Origin of the sequence: Limnobacter humi (genome assembly GCF_024518835.1) — a bacterium.
Taxonomy (GTDB): Bacteria; Pseudomonadota; Gammaproteobacteria; order Burkholderiales; family Burkholderiaceae_B; genus Limnobacter; species Limnobacter humi.
Genome location: NZ_JANIGO010000003.1, coordinates 42,942 through 67,234, shown reverse-complemented (window position 1 = coordinate 67,234; position 24,293 = coordinate 42,942). Strand labels below are relative to the sequence as shown.

The following is a 24,293-nucleotide window of genomic DNA, read 5'->3' as shown; positions in this document are numbered from 1 at the left end:
ACGCTATACTTAGTGGGGTTGCGTGATGAACCCCAGTTTCTGAAGGCCGGCGCGTTGTGCGGCGGCCATCACCTGCACCACCTTTTCGTACTCCACATGGCGATCGCCTTGAATGCGCAACTCCGGTTGCGTGGTTTGGGCGGCTGCTGCCTTCAGTCGACCTTCCAGCGCTGGTAAGTCCAGCGCATCGTCATTCCACAGCAGTGCACCGTCCTTTTTCACGGTTAGGGTTACCACCTCGGGTTTGATGTCTGTGGGTTGCTGGCTGGCCTGCGGCAGATCCACCTTCACGGAGTGAGTAATCACCGGCACGGTAATCATGAAAATAATCAGCAGCACCAACATGACATCGACCAAAGGGGTCATGTTGATTTCACTGATTTCATCGTCATCGTAGGCATTCATGGCCATGGCTGTGTTTCCCTTTCCCTTAGTTGCCTTGCCGCTGCAGGGGAACCGTGCGCACGGCTGAATCTTTTTTCAGCGGCGAGCCGGTGAGGAAGTAGGCATGCAACTGGCGAGAAAACCGGTTCAGACGACCCACCACCCCCTTGTTCCCTCGGGTCAGGGCGTTGTACCCCAGCACGGCAGGGATGGCGACTGCCAAACCAAAGGCGGTCATGATCAGTGCTTCGCCCACCGGGCCTGCAACCTTGTCAATGCTGGCCTGGCCAGACACTCCAATGCCCACCAAGGCGTGATAAATGCCCCAAACCGTGCCAAACAATCCAACAAACGGTGCAGTAGAACCCACCGATGCCAAAATCGACAGACCGGCTTGCAAACGTTCCACCGCGTCGTCCATGGCGCCTCGCAGGGCTTCGCTCAGCCAGTCGGCTAGGTTCATCTGGCCATGCAGGTCATCCTGGTTGGTGGTGTGGTGGTTGACCGCAGCCTGTGCCTCCATGGCGAGGTTGAGAAAGGGGTTTCCGCTGACTTTTCCCAACACCTGCAAACCTTCTGCAAAGCTGTGGGTGTGCCAAAACTGGTCCACTGCCGCAGCTGCTTTTTTGATGCTGATCAGTCGCAGGCTGCGGGCCACGATGACGGTCCATGAGGCAATCGACATGACCAACAGGACCAGAGCGACGGCCTTGATGACCCAATCGCCTTGTGCCCACATGGCTGCCAATCCGTAAGGGTTGCTATCCATACCACGGTTTCCTTCTTGAATTTAATGGCTGTTCAGTACAAATGACACCGGCTGCACATACCAGAATGCAATCGGTTGACCCCCGCGTTTGGCGGGGACGAATTTCCATTGCTTGACGGCCGTCATGGCTGCATCATCCAGACGGCCAAAGCCGCTGGACTTGTTCAGTTTCAGGTCGCCCACGCTGCCGTCGGGCAAAATATAAACATCCACCAGCACACGGCCCTGTTCACCCAAGCGACGCGACAAGGCGGGGTACGCTGGGGGGGGATTGTTCAGGTGCGCTGCATCGGTGCGCGGTGGGGTAATGGTTTGTGTGTCCTGTGGTGGCGCACTCGGGCTCACGGCTTGAGCCTGTGGTTGTGCAGGTGCAGTGGCTGCGGTCAACGGTGCCGGTTCTGGGGCAATCGCAGGCGCGATTGCGGGGGTACTTGGCTTTGGCTGTTCCTGCTTGACCGGTTTTGCAGCGGGTTTTGGTTTCACCACGTCCTTGGGTGGTGCAGGCTGAGGTGTTGCCGACGCTTTGGGCGCAGGTTCTATGGCAATCAGCACGCCTTCTACACTGGGCTGTGTGAGGGTGGGCTGCGCGATGTGCACCTGCCGCCCCACCCACAGCAATACCAACAGATGCACCAGCACCACACTGCCCAAAATCAGGGCTTGTGGCGGCTCTGCTTGATGTGCAGGTGGCATGGTTTTTTCAGGCAGTGCAAAACGCATACAGACTTCAATTCGGGGTTCAGCTCGGAATCGTGTGCGCGAGGCAACACGGCGTCAGTGTAACAATTTCAACGCGACAGGGCACATATCATATTGCAAATAATTCTCATTTGCAATAATTCGCCTGTACTCAACATCGTGTTTGTGTGCGGCGCATGCATGCCGGTACACTTCGTGTATTCGTGATTGTCCACATTCAAGGAATTGCCATGAAAGGGTCTGCCAAAGTCATTGCCGCGCTCAATGCACAACTGAAAAACGAATTGACCGCCATTAATCAGTATTTTCTTCATTCCCGGATTTTCGGAAATTGGGGGCTGGAGGTGCTGAAGAAAAAGGAATACGAGGAGTCCATCGGGGAAATGAAGCATGCCGACAAGTTAATCGAACGGGTGCTCATGCTGGATGGTCTGCCGAATTTGCAAGACCTCGGTAAATTGATGATTGGTGAAAACACCCGGGAAATTCTGGACAGTGACCTCAAAATGGAAACCGCTGCGCAGGCCACCATCAAGGACGGCATCATCACGGCCGAGGCTGAAAAAGATTTTGTGTCCCGCGATTTGCTCAAGGAAATTCTGGAAGACACTGAAGAGCACATCGATTGGCTGGAAACCCAGCTGGGCTTGATTGATCGGGTGGGGTTGCAGAATTTTGAACAGTCCATGATGGGTGTTCAGGGCAGTTAATCACGGGATTTGACAGAAAACTCTACTGGGGGTCTTGATTATAGTAATGCGAATCATTATTATTTAATCAAATTCCCCCAGTGGAGCCTACCGTGATTGTCTGTATTTGTGCCAACGTGAGTGACCGAGCGATTGCCCAAGCCGTGCGTGAAGGGTGCCAGTCGGTGGACGACATCACCATGAAAACAGGTGCTTGCTCTGGTTGCGGTCAATGCCGTGGGCATTGCCAGGCTGAACTCCAGGCCCATGCCGCGGTGGTTCAGGCCAAAGCCCTCACTGAACACTGCGCAGTCGGTTAACCTCACTGCCGGACACGGCTGAGGCAGAATTGCCCCAACTTTGCCGCACATAACTCACCACCGCAGCCACATCCGCATCACTGAGCTCGCCCCGGTAGGGGGGCATGCCATGGGGCACCGGGTTGTCACGCGTGCTGGGTGAAAACCCACCATTCAAGACCATTCGGATAGCATTGGCCGGGTTGGGCGCAATCACGCCACTGTTGCCTGCCAGCCGTGGGTACGCGCCGGTTTTTCCTTCTCCCTGCGAGCCATGGCAATCCACACAGTGTTGTTGGTAAACCGTTTCGCCTTTGCGCAGCAACGGTTCCAGGTTTTGGCGCGCCACAACGGTGTTGGATTTTTCATCGGGCGATTGCGCTGGCAATGATTTCAAATACACCGCCATGGCCTCCAGGTCAGTGCGATTCAGAAACTGCAGACTGTGGGCCACCACCTCGGACATGGGACCGGTCACAGCCCTGTCCCTGTTTTTTCCGCTCCCCAAATAGTCGACCAGATCACTGATGGACCACTGACCGAGACCATCTCTGGGGTGTGCATTCAGTGCCGGTGCAAACCAATTGAGAACTGGAATGGTGCCACCACCAAGATGTTGATCGGATTTCAAACCACCCAGCGAATTGCGGGGTGTATGGCAGGCCGCACAATGGCCAGGTCCGTTGACCAGATAAGCGCCGCGGTTCCATTGCGCGGTTTGTCGGGGGTCCGGGGTGTATTCTCCGCCCCGAAAATAGAGGGCTCGCCACACCGTCATCAACTGCCGCTGTTTGAATGGAAATGTCATCTGCGCTTTGGGTGTGGCTTGCTCCACAGGCTTGATGCGACGCAAGTACTGATAAAGGTCATGAACATCCTGTCGGGTCATGCGGGTGTAGCTGGTGAATGGAAATGCCGGGTACAAATAATGACCATTCTTCGAGATGCCCTCATGCATGGCCTTGTAAAAATCGTCGGCTGTCCACTTGCCCAAACCGGTATTGGCTGCTGGTGTCAAGTTGCTGGTATACACAATGCCAAAAGGGGTCTGAATGCCCTTGCCGCCGGCGTAGGGTTTTGAGCGCTCGCTGGTGTGGCAACCCATGCAATTGCCTGCACGGGCGAGGTAAGCGCCGCGCTTTTCCGATTCAGTCAACAGCGACAGCTCAACAGGCTCTGGCGACACGGTGTGCGTGGTGGGTTTGGCGGTTTGGGTGTGGGTGCCGCATTCCATCGGAAACGACACACTGCCAGCCGGCGCTGCTGTGGTGTCCTTGGGCACTGGCCGTGAAGCAAGGTAGGCTGTGGCTGCATTGATCTCTGGATTGCTCAGGGCCGTGATGATGGTACCCATGCAATCGGGCTCTGCCGCATGCCGCTGTCCATTCATCCATTTGCCGATTTGTGCGGTCAAATAGTCTCTGGGCAAGCCCAGCAGGCCCGGGGTGTAAGGTTCAACACCCATCAACCCTGCCGCGTGGCAATTGACGCAGGCGGGCACCTGTTTGCCGGGCAAGCCTTGGGTCACAATCTGTTTGCCCAGCTCCAGTTCGGCGGTGGATGCCTTGCTGGGTGCCGGGTTGGGGTAGGGTGGGTGCTGTGCCGAGAAGTAGCTGGCCATTTCCCACAACGCTGCGTTTGACAGTGGCTGCACGATGTTGTTCATGGCAGCGTGTACACGCCCACCGTCGCGAAAAGCAATCAACTGGTTGTACAGGTAACCGGCTGGTTTGCCAGCAATTCGCGGAAAATAGCCATCGGGTCCAGCGCGGCCCTGCTCGCCATGGCAAAGGATACAAGCCTGCACCCGGTCCTTCAGTTCCGCATCGGTCAACGTTCGAGGAGTGGCCTTGGCCGGGCCAACCGTGACAACGAGGAGTAAGGCAAGAGCGATGCTGCGCATGACGGCGATTCTGAATGAGACAGGGCCCCCATTGTATACGCTGACCCCCCTGTTCAAGTTTTTCATGACATCGACCGCCACACTGTGCCGCTGCCGGTGATTGTTCAATATCATCGGCAACATCTGTTCAAACCGATCTCCCTCAATCACCATGGTGCAACAACTTGGACACAGACGATGGGGCAGCTTCTTCTTGCTGCTGGGGTGTTGTTCGCTGGTTCATGCGCAGGTTGATGACGCATCGTCGCCGTTGCTGGTTCGTGGCGGGCTGACCGGTGTGGTTCAGCATGCGGTTGGGTCATCCAGTCCATCGGGCACCGACACCACGGTGCGGGGGGACGTGGACATTGAACAAACCCTGACGTCGCTCAACGCGGAATGGTTTAACCACATTCGGTTTGGCCGTGGTGCCAGCCTTTCCGCGCGCCTGCCCAATGCATTCACCAACGACGTCAATGCAGTGTCCTTTGGTTACTACAATGCGCCAGATCAATTTCAAGTGGTGTTGGCCCAGTCGTGGTTAAAATTCGATCGACCCATGTCCGGGCCAGGCATGGCCGGTAACCCTGGCACATTCTCCGTGGCGGTCGGGAAGATGGACCCCACTGTGTTTTTCGACACCAATCTGAAGTCGGACGACGAGAGTGAGCATTTTCTGAACAATGCCTTTGTGCACAACCCCCTGCTGGATGCGGGGGGTGATTTGGGTGCCGATGTGTATGGGTTTTCGCCAGGCCTTCGTCTGGCGTTCACGCCCAATCCATCGAGTGAACGTCGATCCACGGGGTCCATCGGATTTTTCGGTGGTGGCAATGGGCCGACATTCAATGGTTTGCGGCGCAGTCCATTTTCGATTGCACAGTGGCAATATGAAATCGGTGATTCTGCAGCGCCCCTGGCGCGCTATGAAGTGTATGCCTGGCAAAACCCGTGTGTGCCGAACGCGGTCACAGGCCAGCTTGAGCGGCACCGTGGCCTGGGCTTGTCATTTCACCATGCCCTGTCTGCCCACTGGACTGTGTTCGGCCGTGCAGGACAATTGCTGAAAGGCACCACCCGTTTTGATCAGATCCTCACCACCGGCGTTGAGTCGGCCGGGGCCATGTGGGGGCGGCCCGGCGATTACATCGGTTTTGCCCTGGGTGGGCTCAAAGCCAGTCGAGCAGAGGCACAGCAAGGTTTGGGGCAGGGTGCCGAGGTGAATATGGAGCTGTACTACGCATGGCGTGTTCTGGATTCTCTGTTGGTGTCTTCTCATGTCCAGTTCATTCGCAAGCCCGCTGCCCAAAGTGGTCAGCCGGATATCCTGGTGGCTGGCTTGCGAACCAAATGGTCGTTTTGATCCAAGAGCCTGGTTTAGTGCCGTGATTGTCGCCCAATCCACACATGGGTGAGTAGCAGGGCACACAGACCGGTGCCTGCAGCCCAGTGGATGAGTGAACCCATGGGCCGTGTTTCTTCCGAACTGAAGTAGTACAGCCAATAACCAGTGAGTGTGAGCAGGGTAAGCACAATCACCATGGCCCATCCACTTCCGCGGTTCCGACCAGAGCGAATGGCTCGCCGAATGTGGCTATGCAAAATACTGCCCGTGAAAAACAGGGCAAACATGGCGGCACCCCCATGCAGCTTCATGGACCATGGTTCAAGTGGATGCACCAGTTCGCCATACTCCCCGGGGGTTCGCAGCAGGTAATGGGCCAACAACCAGAGCCCACCGGTGACGACCAGCGCCAACAGGCTGGCGTAAACGGCTCGCCGGTTCCAGACAGGAATGCGCAGGCTGTTGGGTGGTGTGGAAGGCTGGTGTTGCATGGTTCTCATGATAAACCGCGCGCAATCATGTCCGCAGGTTCTGGTAGCAAGCATGCCTTGGCACCCAGCGTTTCCATCCAGGGGTGGTTGATATGACCGCTGGTGATGACCACTTTGGTCAGTGCATCGGCCAGCATGCAGGTGGGTGCACGCACGGATGCACTGCGTGCCGTGGTCACCGCTTCCAGGGTCCATGGGTTGACCAGTGCGCTGCGTGTTTGGCCTTCAGTCAGGCGCATGCTGTAGTAACAGGCTGAGGTTGCCAGGGCCTGGTCGCTTAAATAAAGGGTACCCAAGGCTTGGTTGGGTTGGGCTGGGTCGCGAATCAGCACTGGAAATTCAGGTAAACCGAAAACCGCCAAGTCACCGCCGGCGTTCACCACCGCACCATCCACCGGGTGTTCGGATGCGGTGTCCCGCAAGAATGCCAAGGCCTGGTCCACCGCATAGCCTTTTGCGATACCACCCAGGTCGACCCAGCCAGATGCTGTCTTGGTTAACACGCGGTCGTGAATCTGAAACAGTTGCTCCACGGCCCTGCACGCCGGCATACGGGGTTCGGGAGGGGGAGAATATCCCCAGGCAACCAATCGAGGTGCCACACCTGGGTTGAACAGGCCCCCCGACCACTGCGCAATTTGCAAGGCGCTGTTCAGCACCTGTGCGGTGTGTTCGGACAACATCATCGTTTGGCCCGGCGACAGTCGATTAATCTGGCTCAGTTCACTGTTTGGGTCGTGAAACGACATGCAGTGATGAATGTGGTCCACCCGGGCAAAGGCCTGGTTCACCAGGGCGTTGAACGCATCGTCCGGCAAATCGGACTTCACGCCGATTTCAACCAGCGTACCCAGCAGTGGGCGGGCGCGGCGCCTCATTTGCGCAGTACCACTTGGGCTGTCGCCGCGATGCGACGCACGCCATCCGTCACGTGTGTACATGACAGGGTTGCACCGCTGATGTTGGCAATGCCGTGCCCGATTTGCAAATCACTCAACACTGTTTTGCCGGCAAACTGTGCCCGCCAAGCGGCATTGCGGATTTCAAAGCCATGGCTTTCCCGATAGGTCAAAATCTCCAGCTGACGAACGGCACCATCGGCACCAATCGCCACTGCATAATCAATCAAGTCGAACTTTCCAATGACCGAATCCAGCACCACATAACCCAGTGGATGTTCACCTTGCCAGGCTTGAAAAACCCGCAGGTGCATGGCGCGTGGCATTTGCCCAGAGCGTTTCTGGACGTCCTGTGCCTGGCTGGGTGTGAGTAACCAGTCTTGTTGTGCAAAGTTGGTGGCCTCCGGGAACAAGGCCTTTTGGGCCTGTTCAACACTGAGGTATTGCACGGCGTGCACTTGCTCGTAGGCCAGCGCACTGCACAAAGCCAAGCCTGTTTTCAAGTTCACGGTGCAGTCCTCAGAATGAATAACCCACGCCCAAGTCAAACCGGTCGAGGTTCCTGTTTTGCGAAAAGCGTTGGTAGTCGGCCTTCAGCACCACGCCCTCGCCAATCCGGAAATTGGCACCCACGGTAGCGACCTTCTGTTCGGCGTCGGGCAGGTTGGCCAGGCCAGCAGGCATGGCTTCAAAGGTTCGGCCGGTGTTGAAGCGTTCGTAACGCACAAAGGGGCTCAGGCGATAATCGCCAGACTGCCAAACCTGATAAGCGGCCTGGGTGTACCAGCCTTGAAATGAAGATGGAACCGGTGTTGCGCTGCCGGCGTTGGCCAGGTTCAGGGCCGCCGTGTCGCTGATGGTGCCGCGTGCAAACAGCGCAGACAGGTCCAGTGCCCCCGGGTTGTAGCGGCCATGGGTTTCCCACAGGGTAACCCGTGCATTGCTGGCAGCAAAGCCCGGTTGTGCTTGCGCTGCGCCGCCCGTAAATACCGAGCCACCCAATTGCAAGCCGGGAACACCACGCCAGTTCACCGCACCGTACACAGCCAGGTCGCCAGCAGCGGCCAATTGGCCTTCCTGGTGGATGCTGCCCAGGGGTGAGGCTTTGCCTTCCGATGCACCGCTGAAATCCCACTTGTTCAAGTTGAAACCAGTGGTAATGCCCACCTCAGTGCTGATGCCATTGTCAAATGCATTGCTCAAGCCCACACCCACTTCACGCCAGGTACTGGGGATGATGGCAGTTTCCACAAAATTGCGTTCGACACCATAGTAGGCAGTGGGCTCATGGTTGGTGTTCAGCAGGCCCGATGGAATCAGAAACAGCCCCGCTTTGGCTTGCATGCCTGGTGTCAGCTCCCGTTCCACATACAGTTGCTCCACCGCTGTCTCGCCCTGGTCGCCACTGGACACCACCGCATGTTCCCATTCCAGCTCGGTCACCAGTTTCGTTTTTTCATCAAACCGGTGTTGGAACCCAATCACGGCGCGGGCCACATCGGCCTGGGTTTTGCTGCGGTCGTGGATGGGGCGGTTGAGGTTGATTTCGCCATAACCAGTGATCACCGTGTCAGACGGTTTGGCTTGCTGGGCCGTTGCCAGTACAGCCTGTGTTTCCACCTGGTTTTGGATGACCTGATTCTGGCTCTGCTCCAGCGCCACCGCTTTTTGACGGGTTTCGTTCAGTTCTGCGCGCAGGCTTTCCACCTGTGCTGCCAGCTTGTTGATTTTCTCCAGCAGCTCGGCTTCGGAAGCTTGTGCAACAGCCGGCAACAAGGCGGTCAGGGAAAGGGCAATCCAGGTTTTGTTCATGGCTGGTATCCGTCGGTGAGCGTGTTCAAGAATTGGATGAGGTCGTCGATTTCGGCTTCAGACAGCGCGGGCTGCTGGCCTTGGCCCCGGTTGTAAGGGGCTTCTGTGGTGTTCACATTCCCGCGATAGGCCATTGGCAAATCGTTGAATTTGTCGGGTACACCACCCACCAGCGGATAAAACTCTTCCGGGTTGGTGTCTCGCCGCACATAAAAGCGCAGCGCATCCCGCAGGGTTTTGAATTGCCCGTTGTGGAAAAACACCCGCCGTGTGGCCACATTGCGCAGCGTCGGCACCTTGAAGGCGCCGCACAAGTCAGTGCGGTTGCTGAGGTCATCCCGGCTGCACAGGCCCAAATCGAAGTAGGCGGGGTCGTTGTTGGCTGGAATGTCCGGGTTGCGGGGAACACCCAAATTGTCGTAAGTGAAATCGGTGAACAGGGGCGACGATCCGTCAGTGCCCTTGGCACTGGGATGACACGCCGCGCAGTTGCCTTTGTTGGGGTTGTTGAACAACGCCAAACCCCGCAATTCAGCCGGGCTCAGGTTCGCTCTCCCGGCCAGGAAAAAATCATACTTCGAATCGAAGGGTGCAAAGTCTGGGTCTTCAATTTCATAGCGCTGAATGGCGAGCAGTGCTCGTGCAAACGCATCGTCTGGGTTGTCAAAAATGCCTGCGCCAAACACCTGCCGGAATTGCTCGGCATACGGTGCCACTTTCAGTTTGTTGATGAAGTCTGCCTTGCTGGCATTGGCCATTTCGTTGGCCGCCAAAATGGGCCGTGCTGCCTGGTCCGCCAGGGTTTGTGCGCGGCCATCCCGATTAAAGCCACCCACTGGTGTGCCGTCACTCTCGAAGTGAAAGGCCGGAGTGACTGTGCTCAAGTAGCGAAGGGAAGGCACAGCTCGCCCACCGGCTGTGGCGAGGGTAGGGCCGCCCAACTGAACGGCCAGATTGTTGGTTGGGGCATGGGCGTTGGCTGGGTCATGGCACGTGGCGCATGACAGTTGCCCCGATGCTGACAAGCTGGGGTCCCGGAAGATCTGTTCACCCAGTTTGGCCGCAGGGCTGAGCTCATTGGCTTGCACGGATGCGCCGGCTGATGCAGTTCCTGAAGAACCGCCGCCACAACCGACCAATAGCAACACACCGAGGGTTGCAGTGGCTCGCAGGGTGAAATAAATGGGCGACTTGCGCCGCGCAGGCTGCATCTGCCGGATGCCGCCCGTTTTGCCCGTGTGCCTTGAAAGCATGATTTTTATAGTGCGAAGAATAACGCGAATGAGAATGATTATATTTTAATACTGTTCGACTTCGCAAGTTCAACACGGTTTTTAGCGCTCAACGCAACTTCCAGGCCCGCACGGTGTGGCCTTGTGTGTAGCCAAACAGCTTGTTTCCACCAATGGCCACGGCAATGTATTGCTCGCCATTCACGGTGTAACTCACTGCAGGTGCGTTCACCCCAGCATCGTTTTTGGCCTCCCACAAGCGCTGGCCATTTCGGGCATCCAATGCAAACAGCTCACCGCTGCCTTCGCCTGAAAACACCAGGCCACTGTCGGTGCTCAGCACCCCACCAATCATGGGGTCCTTCACCTTGTGCTGCCACACCTTTTTGCCCGTATCGATGTGAATGGCCGTGAGCAGTCCGTATTTGGAGCCATCTTCCATCGGGCTCATGCTCGAGTATTTCAAACCGGGTTTACCATCTTTGGGCGGCAGCTCGTGCAACTGGTATTTCACGGGCCAATGCATGCCTGCGATGTACACCAGCCGGCGTTTCTCATCCACCGACACTGGCGACCAATTGCTCCCACCCACCACGCCGGGGTAAATCACCGTTCCCTCCCGGGTGGGCAGGGCAAACATGTTGTGTTGCGGCACAAAGGGCTCGCTCTTGTACAACAGTTTTCCGTTCAGGCGGTTGAATGCATAAAACCAACCCGTTTTGCCTGCCTGTCCAACGGCTGGTATTGGTACACCATTCACACGGGCTGTGAACAACACAGGTGGGCTGGCCACGTCATAGCCCCACAAATCATGGGGCACTTGTTGATAAAACCATTTCAGTTCACCCGTGTTGGCATCCAACGCCACCAGTGAGGTGGTGTACAAGTTATCCCCGGGGCGTGAAGACCCCTCCATTTGTGGAGATGGATTTCCCGTGCCAAAGTACAAAAGGCCGTTTTTCCGGTCGATGGCCGGTGTGCTCCAGGATGAACCGCCGCCATATTTCCAGGCCTGGGCGTGTTGCGCCAATTGGGTTTTTTCCTGCGCAATGTTTCGCGGCAGTTTGACACCATCAGGCGTGTGGGTCACAAACCGGCCCTCCCAGCCCTGGTCTGGCACCGTGTCAAACTTCCACACCAACGCCCCAGTTTGCTCATCAAATGCCGCCATGAAGCCCCGGCGACCATAATTCCCCGCAATCCCCACCACCGCGCCCAAGGGCGCATTCGGGTCGGGTGAATCGAGGTGGAGCCCATAACCAACCCCGGTGATGCCGACAATCACGTTGCCCCCATACACCATGGGTGCCATGTTGATGCCTGCGCCAGACGCACCAGACACTTCCCGTTTGCCCGGCTCCGTTGTCATTTGCCCCTGCAGTGCGCTCACCTCTTCCTGCACACCTTGCTCGCCCCCGGTCACGTCCACGTCCCACATTGTCTGGCCAGTGCGGAAATCGAGCGCAATCAAGCGGCTGTCCACCGTGCCCATGAACACCTTCCCGCCATGCACGGCCACACCGCGGTTTGCTGGACCGCAGCACAGCGGCCGGTTTTTCAGGCGTTCATGGGTGTATTTCCACAGCACTTCGCCAGTCGCAGCATTCATGGCCATGACATGGTTAAAGGGCAGTGAAACCACCATGATGCCGTCCACCACAATCGGTGTGGCTTGGAAGCTGGCGTCGATGCCCGTATCCACCGACCATGCCTCCACCAAACGATCCACATTGGCTGGTGTGATGGCAGATTGGTGAACATGGCGTTGGTGCAGCCAGTCGCCGCCAAACATCGGCCAATCAGCCGACTGAACCTGGGCATACGGGGTTGTTGCGACCAGGGCAGTGAACAAGGCAACAAATAGCGAAGTGAACCGGGCGTGACGCATCCATCGAACTCCAACGTGCAATGCAGACCACCAAGCAATTCGCACTCCATGCCGGCATGTGGTGGCGGTGTTTCAATTTGACACAGCCTGAGTAAACAACCACCGCCGGTTTGTCACAAAACTGTCACTGAAATGTCACGCTACACAAACTGCATCGCGTGTATATTTCGCGTAACTTGAAAACAGCGCAGGTGCACCATGTCCACAAAGCAGCAACTGGATTTGCTCAAGGAAGTTGAGCTCAAACTGGATGAGATGGCCAAAGACAAAGAGTTCAAGGAAAAATTTCCCTTGGAAGGCAAGGAGCTCAAGGGCGTTCGCCTGGTGGTCTCCTCCATCATTCGCAGGCTGGAGTCCGCCCGTTAAGGTCTCAGGGTTTCAGGCTGCTGTGGGTGTTCATGCGGCGCGCCAGAACGACAGCCAGCAGGTTCATCACCAGTGCAATCACGGCACACACCCAGTAGTGTTCAATCAGACCCGCTGGGTTGCGGGAAATCACGTGTCCACCCACCAAGGCTGCCACACCCATCGAAGCCGATTGCACCGATGAATTCAGGGTCATGAACGTTCCCCGATAGGTGGGGTTGGCGGCGGCGGTGACCAAAGCCATGCCCGGAATCATCCGCCCGCTGACCAGCACAAAAAAGGCGGTGCTGATCAGCAGAATGGCCCACAGTGGCAGACCACCAGACACGGTGATCGCCAGCATGGGCATCATCGACAGCAAGGTGACCCGGGTCAACATGGTCTGCTTCCCAAGCCTGTCACAAAGCCGTCCAATCCATTGGGCACTGAGCAACGTTGCAGCGCCACCAGCCAGGTACATGAGCGGAATTTCATCAGCGCTCAACCCGCCGTTGCTGCTCATGTACAGCGTGATGTACGGGATGATGGAAAAGCCTGCAAAGATCAGGCAAAAACTGAATGCGAAGGCTGTCCAGTGATTGGCATCCCGCAACACTTCCGAGATGGCATAACCCACACCCTGAGACCGGTTTCCGGCCACATGGCCATTCAGGGTTGGAATGGCTCTCACGCCGATGCCGCCAAACACGGCACTGAGCGCAGCGATCAGGAAAAACGGCATGTGCCAACTGCTGTGGTTGGCAATCAACAGGCTGGCCGGCACGCCCAGCACGGTGGACACCGAGAAGGACGTCATCACCACCCCCATGGCCTTGCCACGGCGTTCATACGGGATGAGATCACCAACGATTGTTTGCACCATGGCAGACAGCACCCCACCAAACAAGCCCGCCAACACGCGGGCCACCATCAGGGTGTTGTAGCCCGGTGCCAGTCCGCAGGCCAGGGTGGCCAGGGCAAACAGGCCGTACAGGGTTAACAACAAGCGTTTGCGTTCAAACCGGTCGATGTAGGTGGTGGCTGTTAAACCCGACACACCAGCCGACAGGGTGTAAGCCGACACCAGCAGCCCAAACTGTGCATCGGTAATGCCAAAGGCCACTTTCAGTTGTGGCCCCAGGGGCATCATGATCATGAAATCGAGAATGTGCGTGAACTGTATTCCGGCCAGCACCAGCAACAGGGTTCTTTCCCAGGCGGTCAGGCTGTTGCTTTGCAGTGTTGGGTTGGAAGGCATGGGGTTGCTGCTTGGCTCAGGACAAAGGATGGTTCAGTGTACTCAATGGCCCAAGGCACTTAAACCGTACATGCCCAAGGTGACGGTGAAGATCGACAAAAAGGTGCTAAGCGCGATGATGTTGGCAGCCAGTCGACCGTCCGCCCCCGCACCCATGGCCATCGAAAAGCTACCGGCAGCAGTCGGGCTGGCCAGAAACACCCAGAGAATCACCAATTCGCGCCCCCGAAATCCCAGCAGCCAGGCCAACAGGCAACCGCCCACCGGCAACAACAGCAGTTTGATCATGCTGGCCTGCATGGCAGCCACCCCCGACTCCCGCACCGCAAACCACGACAAAGTGCCCCCAACGCAAATGAGCGCCAACGGCAAAGTGAGGTCCGCAAAATAATTGGCTGATTTGTTGACCCACACAGGCAGCTCCAGTTGGAACCAACTGGCCGCCATGCCCAGCACCACCGCCACCACCAGCGGATTGGTGGCCAGTTCCTTCAGCACATTGCGCCAGCGAAACTCCAGGGTTGAGCTGTACACCGACAACACCAGCACCGACAGCACATTGAAGATCAGAATGCTGAAACCGGCCAGCACACCGCCCACAGAGGACCCAAAATCGCCGAAATAACTGGAAGCCAGTGCGAAGCTCATGACGCCGCAATTGCCCCGGAAGCTGCCTTGCACAAACACCCCCCGCTGTGCACGGGTAACCTTGCGCATGGCCCACAACCAGCTGGCCAGATAGCCAAGCAGAGTGCTAATCCCAAACATGGCCAGCAGCTCAAATTGCACTGAATGCCGAATATCGGATTTCCACAGGGACAGAAAAAAGAGGGTGGGCATGGTGGCCTTGAACACCAGGGCCGATGCCGTTTGAATGAACTGCTCATTGATCAATTCCATTCGCTTGAGCAACAGACCCAGCACCACCATAGAAAACACCGGTGCCGTGACGGCCAGAATTTGGGACAACACCTCGAATTGGGTCATGGCATGGTGTTCAACGGTTGATGGAAGGCGCCCATTATTTCAGCGTTCATCGCGCTGTCAATCCTGATTCTCCCGCGAATCCGGATGGCTACGTGTTTTACACAGTGTGGAAAGACACAGTTCGCGCAAGGGCTTGCTGCGAATAAGCTGCGCCTGTTGAATTGTCAACACCAAAGATAAGGAGCGAGTATGAATTCCAATAAAACATTCCTGTCCATGTTCTCGAAAGTGGCTGCCGTGGCCGTTCTGGGAACCCTGGGTACATCGGCTTATGCACAACAGCCCATCGTCATCAAATTCAGCCATGTGGTTGCACAGGACACTCCCAAAGGCCTGGCCGCTGAATTTTTTGCCAAGCGCGCGGGTGAGCTGACCAAAGGCAAGGTGAAGGTTGAGGTGTATGCCAACTCCACCCTGTACAAGGACAAGGAGGAAGTCGAAGCCCTGCAAGTGGGTGCCGTGCAAATGCTGGCCCCTTCACTGGCCAAGTTTGGTCCCTTGGGTGCCAAGGAATTTGAGGTATTCGACCTGCCTTACATCTTTGACGATTACAAAGACCTGCATGCCGTGACCCAGGGTAAAGTCGGCCAGGAACTGATGGCCAAGCTGGAGCCCCGCGGTATCAAGGGCTTGGCATTCTGGGACAACGGCTTCAAGGTATTTTCCGCCAACAACCCCATGAAAAAGCCTGAAGACCTGAAGGGTAAAAAATTCCGTATTCAGTCTTCCAAGGTTCTGGAAGAGCAAATGCGCACACTGGGTGCACTGCCTCAGGCGCTGGCTTTCTCTGAGGTATACCAGGCGCTGCAAACCGGTGTTGTTGATGGCCAAGAAAATCCGTACTCCAACATCTACACCCAGAAAATGCATGAAGTTCAATCCCACATCACCGAAACCAACCATGGTTATCTCGGTTATGCCGTGATTGTGAACAAAAAGTTCTGGGATGGTCTGCCTGCCGATGTGCGCGGTCAGTTGGAACAAGCCATGAAAGAGGCCACCGACTACGCCAACTCGATTGCCAAAAAGAAAAACGATGAAGACAAAAAAGCCATCATCGCTTCCGGAAAAACCCAGGTGTATGTGCCCACAGCCGCTGAGCGCCTGGCATTCAAGAAAGCCCTGGTGCCCGTACACAAGAAGATGGAGTCCCGCATTGGCGCTGACATCATCAAGCAAGTGTACGACGCCACTGGCTTTGACCCCAGCAAGCTGTAATCACTCCATCAGAAGCGGAGATTCAAATGCTATCCAAGGTTTTTGACCACCTTGAAGAAGCCTTGATCACGTTTCTGATGGGCGCCGCCACGTTGATCATTTTCGTGGCGGTGGTTCATCGGTACCTGTCAGGTTTCGACATTCCTGTTGTTCAAGATTTCGTTTTGTCCATCAACATGGCCTGGGCTCAAGAGCTCTGCATCATCATGTTCGTGTGGATGGCCAAGTTTGGCGCTGCGTACGGTGTGCGCACGGGCATCCACGTGGGTGTGGACGTGCTCATCAACAAACTGAGCACACCCTGGCGTAACAAGTTCATTGTGTTTGGTCTGCTGGCTGGTGCTCTGTTCACTGCGGTGGTTGGCACATTGGGCGCAACCTTTGTGTGGGACAACGGTGCCCACTATGCCTTCTACAGCTGGTTCGGCGGCAACATGGACGGCCTCTACGAAGGCCCGACAACCCCTGACCTGGAATGGAGAACCTGGACGGTGTACAGCGCAATTCCGCTGGGCTCGTACCTGATGTGCACCCGTTTCCTGCAGGTGGCTGTTCAATTTATCAAAACCGGTGAATTGCCTCACCACGACCACGGCCATGTAGACGGTCTGGACGACGAAGACACCGCCGAGGTCAAATAACCATGAATGCATTCATCATTTTTGTATTGCTGCTGGGCTTGATGCTCACTGGCATGCCCATCTCTATTTCACTGGGTCTGACGGTTCTCACCTTTTTGTTCACCATGACCAACGTGCCGTTGGAATCGGTGGCCTTGAAGCTGTTCACAGGCATTGAGAAGTTCGAGATCATGGCAATCCCGTTTTTTATTTTGGCGGGTAACTTCCTCACGCATGGTGGGGTGGCCAAACGCATGATCCGGTTTGCCACCGCCATGGTCGGTCATTGGTATGGTGGTTTGGGCTTGGGTGGTGTGTTGGCTTGTGCATTGTTTGCTGCTGTGTCGGGCTCATCGCCTGCCACCGTGGTGGCCATTGGCTCCATCCTGTTGCCTGCCATGGTCAAGGCTGGTTTCCCACCGCGTTTTGGTGCGGGTGTGATTACCACCTCCGGCGCCTTGGGTATTCTCATTCCGCCGTCCATCGTCATGGTGATGTACTCGGTGGCCACCAACACATCGGTGGGTGCCCTGTTCATGGCGGGTGTGGTTCCCGGCATTCTGCTGGCCTTTTTCCTGGGCGTGACCACCTGGTACCGTGCCTGGAAAAATGACTATCCACGCCAACCCAAGGCGTCCATGGCCGAGCGTTTCAAAGCATTCAAAGATGCTTTCTGGGGCTTGATGTTGATTGTGGTGGTGATGGGCGGTATTTACACCGGCTTGTTTACGCCCACGGAAGCAGCAGCCATGAGTGCGGTGTATGCATTCATCATCGCGGTGTTTGTCTACAAGGACATGACCATTGCGTCCATTCCGAAGATTCTGCTGAACTCAGCCAACATGTCTGCCATGTTGCTGTACATCATCACCAACGCGGTTCTGTTCTCGTTTGTGATGACCAATGAGCAGATTCCCCAGGCCTTGGCCGACATCATCGTCAATAGCGGCTTGGGTGTCATCGGCTTCCTGCTGGCGGTGAACATTATCCTTCTGGTGGCTGGTAACTTCATGGAACCATCCTCCATCGTGCTGATTTTCGCACCCATCATGTTCCCCATTGCCATCAAGCTGGGCATTGACCCAGTTCACTTCGGCATTTTGATGGTGGTCAACATGGAAGTGGGCATGTGCCATCCGCCGGTGGGTTTGAACCTGTATGTGGCATCTGGCATTACCAAAATGGGTATCACGGAGCTGACCGTGGCTGTCTGGCCATGGTTGCTCACCATGCTGGTATTCCTGGTGTTGGTCACTTACTGGCCTGCATTGTCCCTGGCACTGCCACGCTACTTGGGCATGATCTAGCGACACTGAAGTCAGTCATTATTTGTTGTCTCGGGAGGCTCACAGTGTGAGCCTCTTTTTTTGCTGTTACTAAGGGAATGCGAAACGCTCGCGCTTCGGTGTGGGTGTTGGAAGTTGTCAGAACCCGCGCAATGCCGGAATATCTCTTGGCACCGCGCGGTGTTTTAAGGCAGATTTACTTCACACAGTCCGCAATGGCCTTGCCCACATCGCTGGTGTTGGCGTTGCCGCCCATGTCTGGTGTGCGAGGACCTTCCACCAACACGGTTTCGATGGCTTTGAGAATGGCGTCATGGGCTGCCTTGAACTGAGGCTCCCCTTTACCGATGGAGTCGAGCATCATCGCGCCAGACCAGATCATGGCGATGGGGTTGGCAATGTTTTTGCCATAAATATCCGGGGCTGACCCATGCACTGGTTCAAACAAGGATGGGAACTGTCCGTCCGGGTTGAGGTTGGCGGATGGGGCAATGCCGATGGTGCCTGTACAGGCAGGGCCCAGGTCCGACAGGATGTCTCCAAACAGGTTGGAGGCCACCACCACATCAAATCGTTCGGGACTCAACACGAAACGTGCTGCCAGAATGTCAACATGGTATTTGTCCCACCGAACGTCTGGATATTGTTTGCCCATGGCTTCGACGCGTTCATCCCAATAAGGCATGCTGATGGCGATGCCATTGGACTTGGTGGCGGAGGTGAGGTGTTTTTTCGGACGGCTTTGAGCCAGGTCAAAGGCATATTTCAAAATACGGTCGGTGCCTTTGCGGGTGAACACGGCCTCTTGCAACACGGTTTCTCGGTCGGTGCCTTCAAACATGCGCCCCCCGACGGATGAATATTCGCCTTCCGTGTTTTCACGAACCACATAGAAATCGATGTCGCCCACTTTTTTGTTGGCCAACGGGCAGGGGATGCCGGGCATGAGTCGCACTGGACGCAAGTTCACATACTGGTCAAATTCGCGACGGAATTTCAGCAATGAGCCCCACAGGGAAATGTGATCGGGAACCTTGTCGGGCCAGCCCACTGCACCAAAAAACAGGGCATCGAAGTCCACCAGTTGTTCAAACCAGTTGTCCGGCATCATCTTGCCGTGTTTCAGGTAGTAGTCACAGTGCGCCCAGTCAAAGTGGGTGAACTGCAGGTCAAGGTCGTAGCGTCTTGCGGCTGCTTCCAGCACGCGAAGTCCTTCGGGTGCGACTTCATTGCCAATGCCGTCACCCGGCAATACAGCGATTTTTCGGCTTGTCATCATTTCTCCTGATGTTGGGTTGTTCAAAACACCCGCCCATCTTATCCATAAACCAAAATGTTGATAAACAGATAATATGTTGAAATATTAATAACCAAACGGTTAAGTAATGACGAATAAAACCCCCTCACTGGACGAACTTGAACTGATCATCCGCCTGCGCCACAGCGGCTCCCTGTCTGCTTGCGCAGACAACATGGGTGTATCGGCCGCTTACATCAGCAAAAGGTTGGCGCAGGTGGAAAGTCGCTTGGGTTTGAAGTTGTTTCACCGCACCACCCGCCGTCTGTCTCCCACCGCGGTCGGTGAGACCGTGCTGGAGTGGGGGCAGCGCGTGTTGGACTCCGCGCAAGACCTTCTGGACGCCATGTCTGCAGAGCGCTCCATGCCCAGGGGGTTGTTGCGGGTGTGCTCCAGTTCTGGCTATGGGCGAGCCCGGGTGGCGCCGGCCTTGTCTCGGTTGGTACAGACTTACCCGGAATTGCAAGTGCAGCTCGAACTGCTCGACCGGCGAGTGGATTTGCTCACCGAGGGTTTTCATCTGGATATTCGCCTGGGGGAGGTGGTCGAACCAGATCTGATTTCCCGTCAAATTGCCCGCAACCAACGGATTCTGTGTGCCAGTCCGGGTTATCTTCGGGCGGCGCCGCCATTGAGCACGCTGCAGGATTTGCAACTTCATGAGTGCCTGGTAATTCGGGAACGTGACCAGCAGCCCGGGCGTTGGGTTCTGGCTGGCCCCAACGGTGAGGAAACCGTGAAGGTTCAGGGGGCTTTGTCGTCCAACAATGGGGAAGTTGTCCGGCAATGGATGCTGGATGGCCACGGGATTGGACTTCGCAGTGTCTGGGATGTGGCACCGTTTATTCGAAGCCGCAAACTGGTTCGGGTGTTGCCGGCCTACAGCCAGGAGGCCAATGTTTACGCGGTTTACCCGTCCAGACTGGCCAGCTCTGCGCGTTTGCGGGTTTGCGTGGAATTTCTCACCGACTGCCTGTCGGGTAGGCCGGATGCTGTTCACGCCCGGACTTGAATCAAGTTGAACCTCAGGGTGTTGTTGGACCACTTAGCTGTCCTTAAAAACAACGCATCCAGAGAGAGCCACATGACCCGTCCATCCATTGCCAATCCAACCTGGGCCAGCCCAGCCCATGTTCAGCCGATTGCACATCCATGGTCCGCCCGCACTGCCCAGCGGGCAACCGTGGCGCCAGCACGCAGCCATACCCGTCCCATGGGCGATGTTCTGGCAAGTGCCGGTGCTCGAGACACCGCTGCGCCGATCAAAGTCCTGTTGGCTGAACCCATGGGCCCCACCGCATCCGCCCGCATCCAACGCCTGTCTGCCGATGAGGCCAAGGTAACATCCCTGCCTGTTATCAAAGGCTCACCCGATGAGCTCACCGAAGCGGTGATCAATGCCATGAAAGGCGAATGCACTGATTTGCTGGTGGTGCGGGGCAATTGCAAGGTTAATCAGGATTTGATTGAACGGCTGTCCGCCGAGGACCGCCCAAAGTTTGTGTTGCGCGCTGGCACCGGCATGGACAACCTGAACATGGACTACCTGGATACCCAAGGGATTGGCTACACCAACACACCCGATGTCAATACCCAAAGTACAGCCGAACACGCTCTGGCATTGATGTTGGCTGTCAAACGGAAGATTCCGCAGGCCGATGCCCGGGTCAAATCCGGGGAATGGAATCGCACTGTGCTCACCGGCTCGGAATTGGGGGGTAAAACCCTTGGCATCATCGGTGTTGGGCGAATTGGTGGGGTGGTCGGCACTGCCGCCAAGGCGTTGGGTATGGACGTGATCGGCCTGGCCTCGGCGCGTCGCAAGGCTGCACCGGGCGAATTGCCAGCCTATTTGAGTTCATATGTGTCCCTGGATGAACTGTGTGAACGGTCCGATGTTCTAACCCTGCATGTTCCCCTGGACAACACCACGCGCGGCATGATTGGGGAACGGCAGATCCAGCAACTGTCTGGCCGCAACGCTGTCATTGTGAATGCGGCACGGGGTGGGGTTGTTGACGAGGCTTCATTGTTGGCTGCATTGGACAGTGGTGCGATCGGCGGCGCCGGTATTGATGTGTTTGTTCAGGACCCTGCGCCTGCCGGCAGCGTGAGCGATCGCCTGGCGCGCCACCCCAATGTGGTGGCTACCCCGCATGTGGGCGGTCAAACCGTGGAGGCCAGCGAAAAAATGGGCGACGCGGTGGTTGATCAGGCCCGGAAGATGTTCCTGGACCGAGTTCAGTCGCAAGGGCGCCTCAATGCCTGATGCACTGGCCAGAGCGGGATTTTCGCAGTTGCTGGTGCAAGTTGCGCGCGTTGTAGGAAAGCCCCTGCACATCGAACAGCCCGCCGTGGACCTGGACGATGCGCGCTTGTCGCTGGCATTGGTTGAAACAGAGGGGATGCCCGCCAGTGTGGTGTTCATCTTCACCCTGACGATGTTCAGGATTGTTGATGCAGCAACGCTGGCCCATTTGCTGAGTTTGAATCGCGACATGCTGGCACAGTGTGCACTGCCAGCCTGTTTCTGTTTGGATGAAACGGGCCATCATGTGCAGTTCCAACAGCGCATGTTGCTGAACGACGTGCCGCTGTGGGCATTGGAGCGTTATGTGCACGACACCCTGGAGCGCTTGCGCAATCTCTTTGTGGTGGTGGTTAAGCCGTAACCCGTTCAATCGGTGGCAAAGTCGAAAACTCGTTGTCGGAGTACAGTCTGGAGCGTGTCAGGAAGCGAAGGCCGGTGGGCCGCTCCAGGCTGAACATGCCACCATTGCCCTTGACCACGTCAATGATCAGGTGTGTGTGTTCCCAATAGGAAAACTGCGATTCACTCATGTAAAACGGCACGCCGCCAATCTCACCCAACTTCACATCGGAAGGCCCCAGCGGAAATTCATGGCGGGGAAACAGCATGGGGGCACTGCCGTCGCAACAACCGCCACTCTGGTGAAACATCACCTCACCATGTTGCGCTTTGAGTTGAGCAATCAACGCTTCGGCTTCGGGTGTGCAACTGACTCGACCAAGCATGCAAGGCCTCCAAAAAATGCAGGTGAACAACCGCCGAACCCGGCTCGGTAACGGCGGTTGATGATTCAACACAATCGGTGTGTAGACCGACGGTGTTTAGAAAAAGCCCAGGGCGTTGGGGTTGTAACTCACCAGCAGGTTCTTCGTTTGCTGGTAATGGTCCAACATCATCTTGTGGGTTTCACGGCCAATGCCCGACTGCTTGTAACCACCGAAGGCAGCGTGCGCCGGGTACAGGTGGTAACAGTTGGTCCACACACGGCCTGCCTGAATGGCCCGCCCCATGCGGAATGCACGGGAACCATCCCGACTCCACACGCCGGCACCCAAGCCATACAGGGTGTCGTTGGCAATCTGCAGGGCTTCGGCCTCATCCTTGAAGGTCGTGACCGACAACACCGGTCCAAAAATTTCTTCCTGAAAAATGCGCATCTTGTTGTGGCCTGCAAACACGGTGGGCTTCACATAATAGCCACCAGCCAAGTCGCCCCCTTGCTTGTTTTGTTCGCCGCCAATCAGGCATTTGGCACCTTCCTGTTTGCCCAAGTCGATGTAGCTGAGGATTTTTTCAAGCTGTTCAGAAGAGGCTTGCGCGCCAATCATGGTGGACTCATCGAGTGGGTTGCCCATTTTGATTTTGCTGACGCGGTCGATGGCCCGTTCCATGAACTGGTCATAGATACTTTCCTGGATGAGCGCGCGGGAAGGACAGGTGCAGACCTCGCCTTGATTCAGCGCAAACATGGCAAAGCCTTCCAGGGTTTTGTCGAAAAAGGCGTCGTCTGCATCCATAATGTCTTCGAAAAACACGTTGGGCGACTTGCCACCCAACTCGAGCGTGACCGGGATCAGGTTTTGCGCGGCGTAGCTCATGATGAGGCGTCCGGTGGAAGTTTCGCCTGTGAAGGCAATCTTGGCGATGCGCTTGTTGGAAGCCAACGGCTTGCCCGCTTCCAACCCAAACCCGTTGACGATGTTCAACACACCGGGTGGCAGCAGGTCGGCCACCAGGTCCATGAACACCAGAATGGAGGCGGGCGTTTGCTCTGCTGGCTTCAACACCACGCAGTTACCGGCTGCCAGTGCCGGGGCCAATTTCCAGGCTGCCATCAGGATGGGGAAGTTCCAGGGAATAATCTGGCCGACCACGCCCAGCGGTTCCTTGAAGTGGTAGGCGTAGGTCTGGTGATCGATTTCCGCAATGCTGCCTTCTTCGGAGCGCAGGCAAGCCGCAAAGTAACGGAAGTGGTCGATGGCCAACGGAATATCGGCTGCCATGGTTTCCCGCAGGGGCTTGCCATTGTCCAGTGTTTCAGCCACCGCCAGCAGGCGAAGGTTTTGCTCCATGCGGTCGGCCACTTTGTTCAGAATGGTGGCGCGTTCGGTGGGTGAGCGTTTGCCCCAGGCGTCCTTGGCGGCGTGTGCGGCGTCCAGCGCCAATTCGATGTCTTCTGCTTGCGAACGGGCAATTTGGTTGATCACTTGCCCGGTCACTGGCGTGATGTTGTCAAAGTATTGGCCGCTCAAGGGTGCAACCCATTTGCCGCCAATGAAGTTGTCATATTTGGATTTGAACGGAAAGGCCACGCCCAATTTCAATTCGTCAATCATGTTCATCAGTCCCTACTCCTGTTGTTGTGTGTAAAGGTGCAGGGCCTTGCGCAACGGGCATGCCAGCCAGCCTTGGAGCGGACTTCGGCTGCAGGATGCAAACAACCGGGCAGAGAGGAGCAGACAATCGGAAATGGGTTGCTGAATTCAGTGCGGGGCGATCAAGCCGTCCATGCGACTGTGCGCATGAAATTATGCAACGGGCTGCATAATTTTGTTGCGTTGCGACATTTTGAAACACCTGCT

At 56.4% G+C, this 24,293-nt stretch carries 25 protein-coding genes; 10 read left to right on the top strand and 15 right to left on the bottom strand.

Annotated features, from left to right (window positions below; translation table 11 throughout):
* Positions 1-9 precede the first annotated feature (9 nt).
* Genes NQT62_RS09635 through NQT62_RS09625 form a run of 3 tightly spaced genes read right to left on the bottom strand, consistent with a single transcriptional unit; the run spans position 10 to position 1,873 of the window.
* On the bottom strand, positions 10-411 hold the full coding sequence (locus NQT62_RS09635; RefSeq protein WP_256764507.1) for an ExbD/TolR family protein: 402 nt from the start codon (positions 409-411) through the stop codon (positions 10-12).
* Positions 412-430: 19 nt separating this feature from the next.
* A complete protein-coding gene (locus NQT62_RS09630; RefSeq protein ID WP_256764506.1) occupies positions 431-1,153 on the bottom strand; it encodes a MotA/TolQ/ExbB proton channel family protein in 723 nt (240 codons plus the stop codon).
* A 21-nt stretch (positions 1,154-1,174) separates the two neighbouring features.
* Positions 1,175-1,873, bottom strand: a complete 699-nt coding sequence (locus NQT62_RS09625) for an energy transducer TonB (protein ID WP_256764505.1) — start codon at positions 1,871-1,873, stop codon at positions 1,175-1,177.
* A 209-nt stretch (positions 1,874-2,082) separates the two neighbouring features.
* Between NQT62_RS09625 and bfr the strand changes: the two genes are divergently transcribed.
* Together bfr and NQT62_RS09615 are read left to right on the top strand one after the other, a co-directional pair.
* Positions 2,083-2,562 carry a bacterioferritin gene (gene bfr / locus NQT62_RS09620; RefSeq protein WP_256764878.1) on the top strand — a complete coding sequence of 160 codons (480 nt, stop codon included), beginning with the start codon at positions 2,083-2,085 and terminating at the stop codon, positions 2,560-2,562.
* A 92-nt stretch (positions 2,563-2,654) separates the two neighbouring features.
* A complete protein-coding gene (locus NQT62_RS09615; RefSeq protein WP_256764504.1) occupies positions 2,655-2,861 on the top strand; it encodes a (2Fe-2S)-binding protein in 207 nt (68 codons plus the stop codon).
* On the opposite strand, the gene NQT62_RS09610 is transcribed toward NQT62_RS09615, so the two are convergent.
* On the bottom strand, positions 2,836-4,743 hold the full coding sequence (locus NQT62_RS09610) for a cytochrome c (protein WP_256764503.1): 1,908 nt from the start codon (positions 4,741-4,743) through the stop codon (positions 2,836-2,838). The two genes, NQT62_RS09615 and NQT62_RS09610, sit on opposite strands and share 26 nt — an antisense overlap.
* Positions 4,744-4,894: 151 nt before the next feature.
* Between NQT62_RS09610 and NQT62_RS09605 the strand changes: the two genes are divergently transcribed.
* Positions 4,895-6,085 carry a carbohydrate porin gene (locus NQT62_RS09605; RefSeq protein ID WP_256764502.1) on the top strand — a complete coding sequence of 397 codons (1,191 nt, stop codon included), beginning with the start codon at positions 4,895-4,897 and terminating at the stop codon, positions 6,083-6,085.
* 14 nt (positions 6,086-6,099) lie between these two features.
* On the opposite strand, the gene NQT62_RS09600 is transcribed toward NQT62_RS09605, so the two are convergent.
* The 6 genes from NQT62_RS09600 to NQT62_RS09575 all read right to left on the bottom strand — a co-directional run bounded on the left by NQT62_RS09600 (position 6,100) and on the right by NQT62_RS09575 (position 12,389).
* On the bottom strand, positions 6,100-6,567 hold the full coding sequence (locus tag NQT62_RS09600) for a DUF4405 domain-containing protein (protein WP_256764501.1): 468 nt from the start codon (positions 6,565-6,567) through the stop codon (positions 6,100-6,102).
* Positions 6,564-7,436, bottom strand: coding sequence for an FAD:protein FMN transferase (locus NQT62_RS09595; protein ID WP_256764500.1), 873 nt, complete (start codon positions 7,434-7,436; stop codon positions 6,564-6,566). The genes NQT62_RS09600 and NQT62_RS09595 overlap by 4 nt, the downstream gene beginning before the upstream one ends.
* Positions 7,433-7,966: an FMN-binding protein gene (locus tag NQT62_RS09590; protein WP_256764499.1), complete on the bottom strand. Its 534-nt coding sequence runs from the start codon at positions 7,964-7,966 to the stop codon at positions 7,433-7,435. Before NQT62_RS09590 ends, NQT62_RS09595 begins: the two co-directional genes overlap by 4 nt.
* Positions 7,967-7,976: 10 nt before the next feature.
* Positions 7,977-9,269 (bottom strand): DNA recombination RmuC family protein, encoded by a 1,293-nt coding sequence (locus NQT62_RS09585; protein WP_256764498.1) that lies wholly within the window; start codon positions 9,267-9,269, stop codon positions 7,977-7,979.
* The gene (locus NQT62_RS09580) at positions 9,266-10,522 is read right to left on the bottom strand and encodes a cytochrome-c peroxidase (protein ID WP_256764497.1); all 1,257 of its coding nucleotides are present in this window, start codon (positions 10,520-10,522) and stop codon (positions 9,266-9,268) included. The genes NQT62_RS09585 and NQT62_RS09580 overlap by 4 nt, the downstream gene beginning before the upstream one ends.
* An 88-nt stretch (positions 10,523-10,610) precedes the next feature.
* Entirely contained in the window at positions 10,611-12,389 is a 1,779-nt protein-coding gene (locus NQT62_RS09575) for a pyrroloquinoline quinone-dependent dehydrogenase (RefSeq protein ID WP_256764496.1), read from the bottom strand.
* 198 nt (positions 12,390-12,587) lie between these two features.
* Between NQT62_RS09575 and NQT62_RS09570 the strand changes: the two genes are divergently transcribed.
* Positions 12,588-12,755 (top strand): hypothetical protein, encoded by a 168-nt coding sequence (locus NQT62_RS09570; protein ID WP_256764495.1) that lies wholly within the window; start codon positions 12,588-12,590, stop codon positions 12,753-12,755.
* Between the two features lie 4 nt (positions 12,756-12,759).
* Here the strand turns inward: NQT62_RS09570 and NQT62_RS09565 are convergent, their stop codons facing one another.
* A complete protein-coding gene (locus NQT62_RS09565) occupies positions 12,760-13,992 on the bottom strand; it encodes an MFS transporter (RefSeq protein WP_256764494.1) in 1,233 nt (410 codons plus the stop codon).
* A 42-nt stretch (positions 13,993-14,034) separates the two neighbouring features.
* Entirely contained in the window at positions 14,035-14,979 is a 945-nt protein-coding gene (locus tag NQT62_RS09560; protein WP_256764493.1) for an AEC family transporter, read from the bottom strand.
* A gap of 216 nt (positions 14,980-15,195) precedes the next feature.
* On the opposite strand from NQT62_RS09560, the gene NQT62_RS09555 reads away from it, so the two are divergent.
* Genes NQT62_RS09555 through NQT62_RS09545 form a run of 3 tightly spaced genes read left to right on the top strand, consistent with a single transcriptional unit; the run spans position 15,196 to position 18,124 of the window.
* On the top strand, positions 15,196-16,197 hold the full coding sequence (locus NQT62_RS09555) for a TRAP transporter substrate-binding protein (RefSeq protein ID WP_256764877.1): 1,002 nt from the start codon (positions 15,196-15,198) through the stop codon (positions 16,195-16,197).
* Between the two features lie 26 nt (positions 16,198-16,223).
* Positions 16,224-16,838, top strand: coding sequence for a TRAP transporter small permease (locus NQT62_RS09550; RefSeq protein ID WP_256764492.1), 615 nt, complete (start codon positions 16,224-16,226; stop codon positions 16,836-16,838).
* 2 nt (positions 16,839-16,840) lie between these two features.
* Positions 16,841-18,124, top strand: coding sequence for a TRAP transporter large permease (locus tag NQT62_RS09545; protein WP_256764491.1), 1,284 nt, complete (start codon positions 16,841-16,843; stop codon positions 18,122-18,124).
* 175 nt (positions 18,125-18,299) lie between these two features.
* Here the strand turns inward: NQT62_RS09545 and NQT62_RS09540 are convergent, their stop codons facing one another.
* Complete coding sequence (locus NQT62_RS09540; protein WP_370569159.1) at positions 18,300-19,379, bottom strand: tartrate dehydrogenase; 1,080 nt, start codon at positions 19,377-19,379, stop codon at positions 18,300-18,302.
* Between the two features lie 109 nt (positions 19,380-19,488).
* On the opposite strand from NQT62_RS09540, the gene NQT62_RS09535 reads away from it, so the two are divergent.
* From NQT62_RS09535 to NQT62_RS09525, 3 genes are all read left to right on the top strand, one after another.
* Positions 19,489-20,412 (top strand): LysR substrate-binding domain-containing protein, encoded by a 924-nt coding sequence (locus NQT62_RS09535; protein WP_256764489.1) that lies wholly within the window; start codon positions 19,489-19,491, stop codon positions 20,410-20,412.
* Between the two features lie 72 nt (positions 20,413-20,484).
* Positions 20,485-21,669 (top strand): NAD(P)-dependent oxidoreductase, encoded by a 1,185-nt coding sequence (locus NQT62_RS09530; protein ID WP_256764488.1) that lies wholly within the window; start codon positions 20,485-20,487, stop codon positions 21,667-21,669.
* Positions 21,662-22,072 carry a hypothetical protein gene (locus NQT62_RS09525; RefSeq protein ID WP_256764487.1) on the top strand — a complete coding sequence of 137 codons (411 nt, stop codon included), beginning with the start codon at positions 21,662-21,664 and terminating at the stop codon, positions 22,070-22,072. The genes NQT62_RS09530 and NQT62_RS09525 overlap by 8 nt, the downstream gene beginning before the upstream one ends.
* On the opposite strand, the gene NQT62_RS09520 is transcribed toward NQT62_RS09525, so the two are convergent.
* Complete coding sequence (locus NQT62_RS09520; RefSeq protein WP_256764486.1) at positions 22,062-22,436, bottom strand: DUF779 domain-containing protein; 375 nt, start codon at positions 22,434-22,436, stop codon at positions 22,062-22,064. The two genes, NQT62_RS09525 and NQT62_RS09520, sit on opposite strands and share 11 nt — an antisense overlap.
* Positions 22,437-22,532: 96 nt before the next feature.
* A complete protein-coding gene (gene adh, locus NQT62_RS09515) occupies positions 22,533-24,053 on the bottom strand; it encodes an aldehyde dehydrogenase (protein WP_256764485.1) in 1,521 nt (506 codons plus the stop codon).
* Between the last annotated feature and the right edge of the window lie 240 nt (positions 24,054-24,293).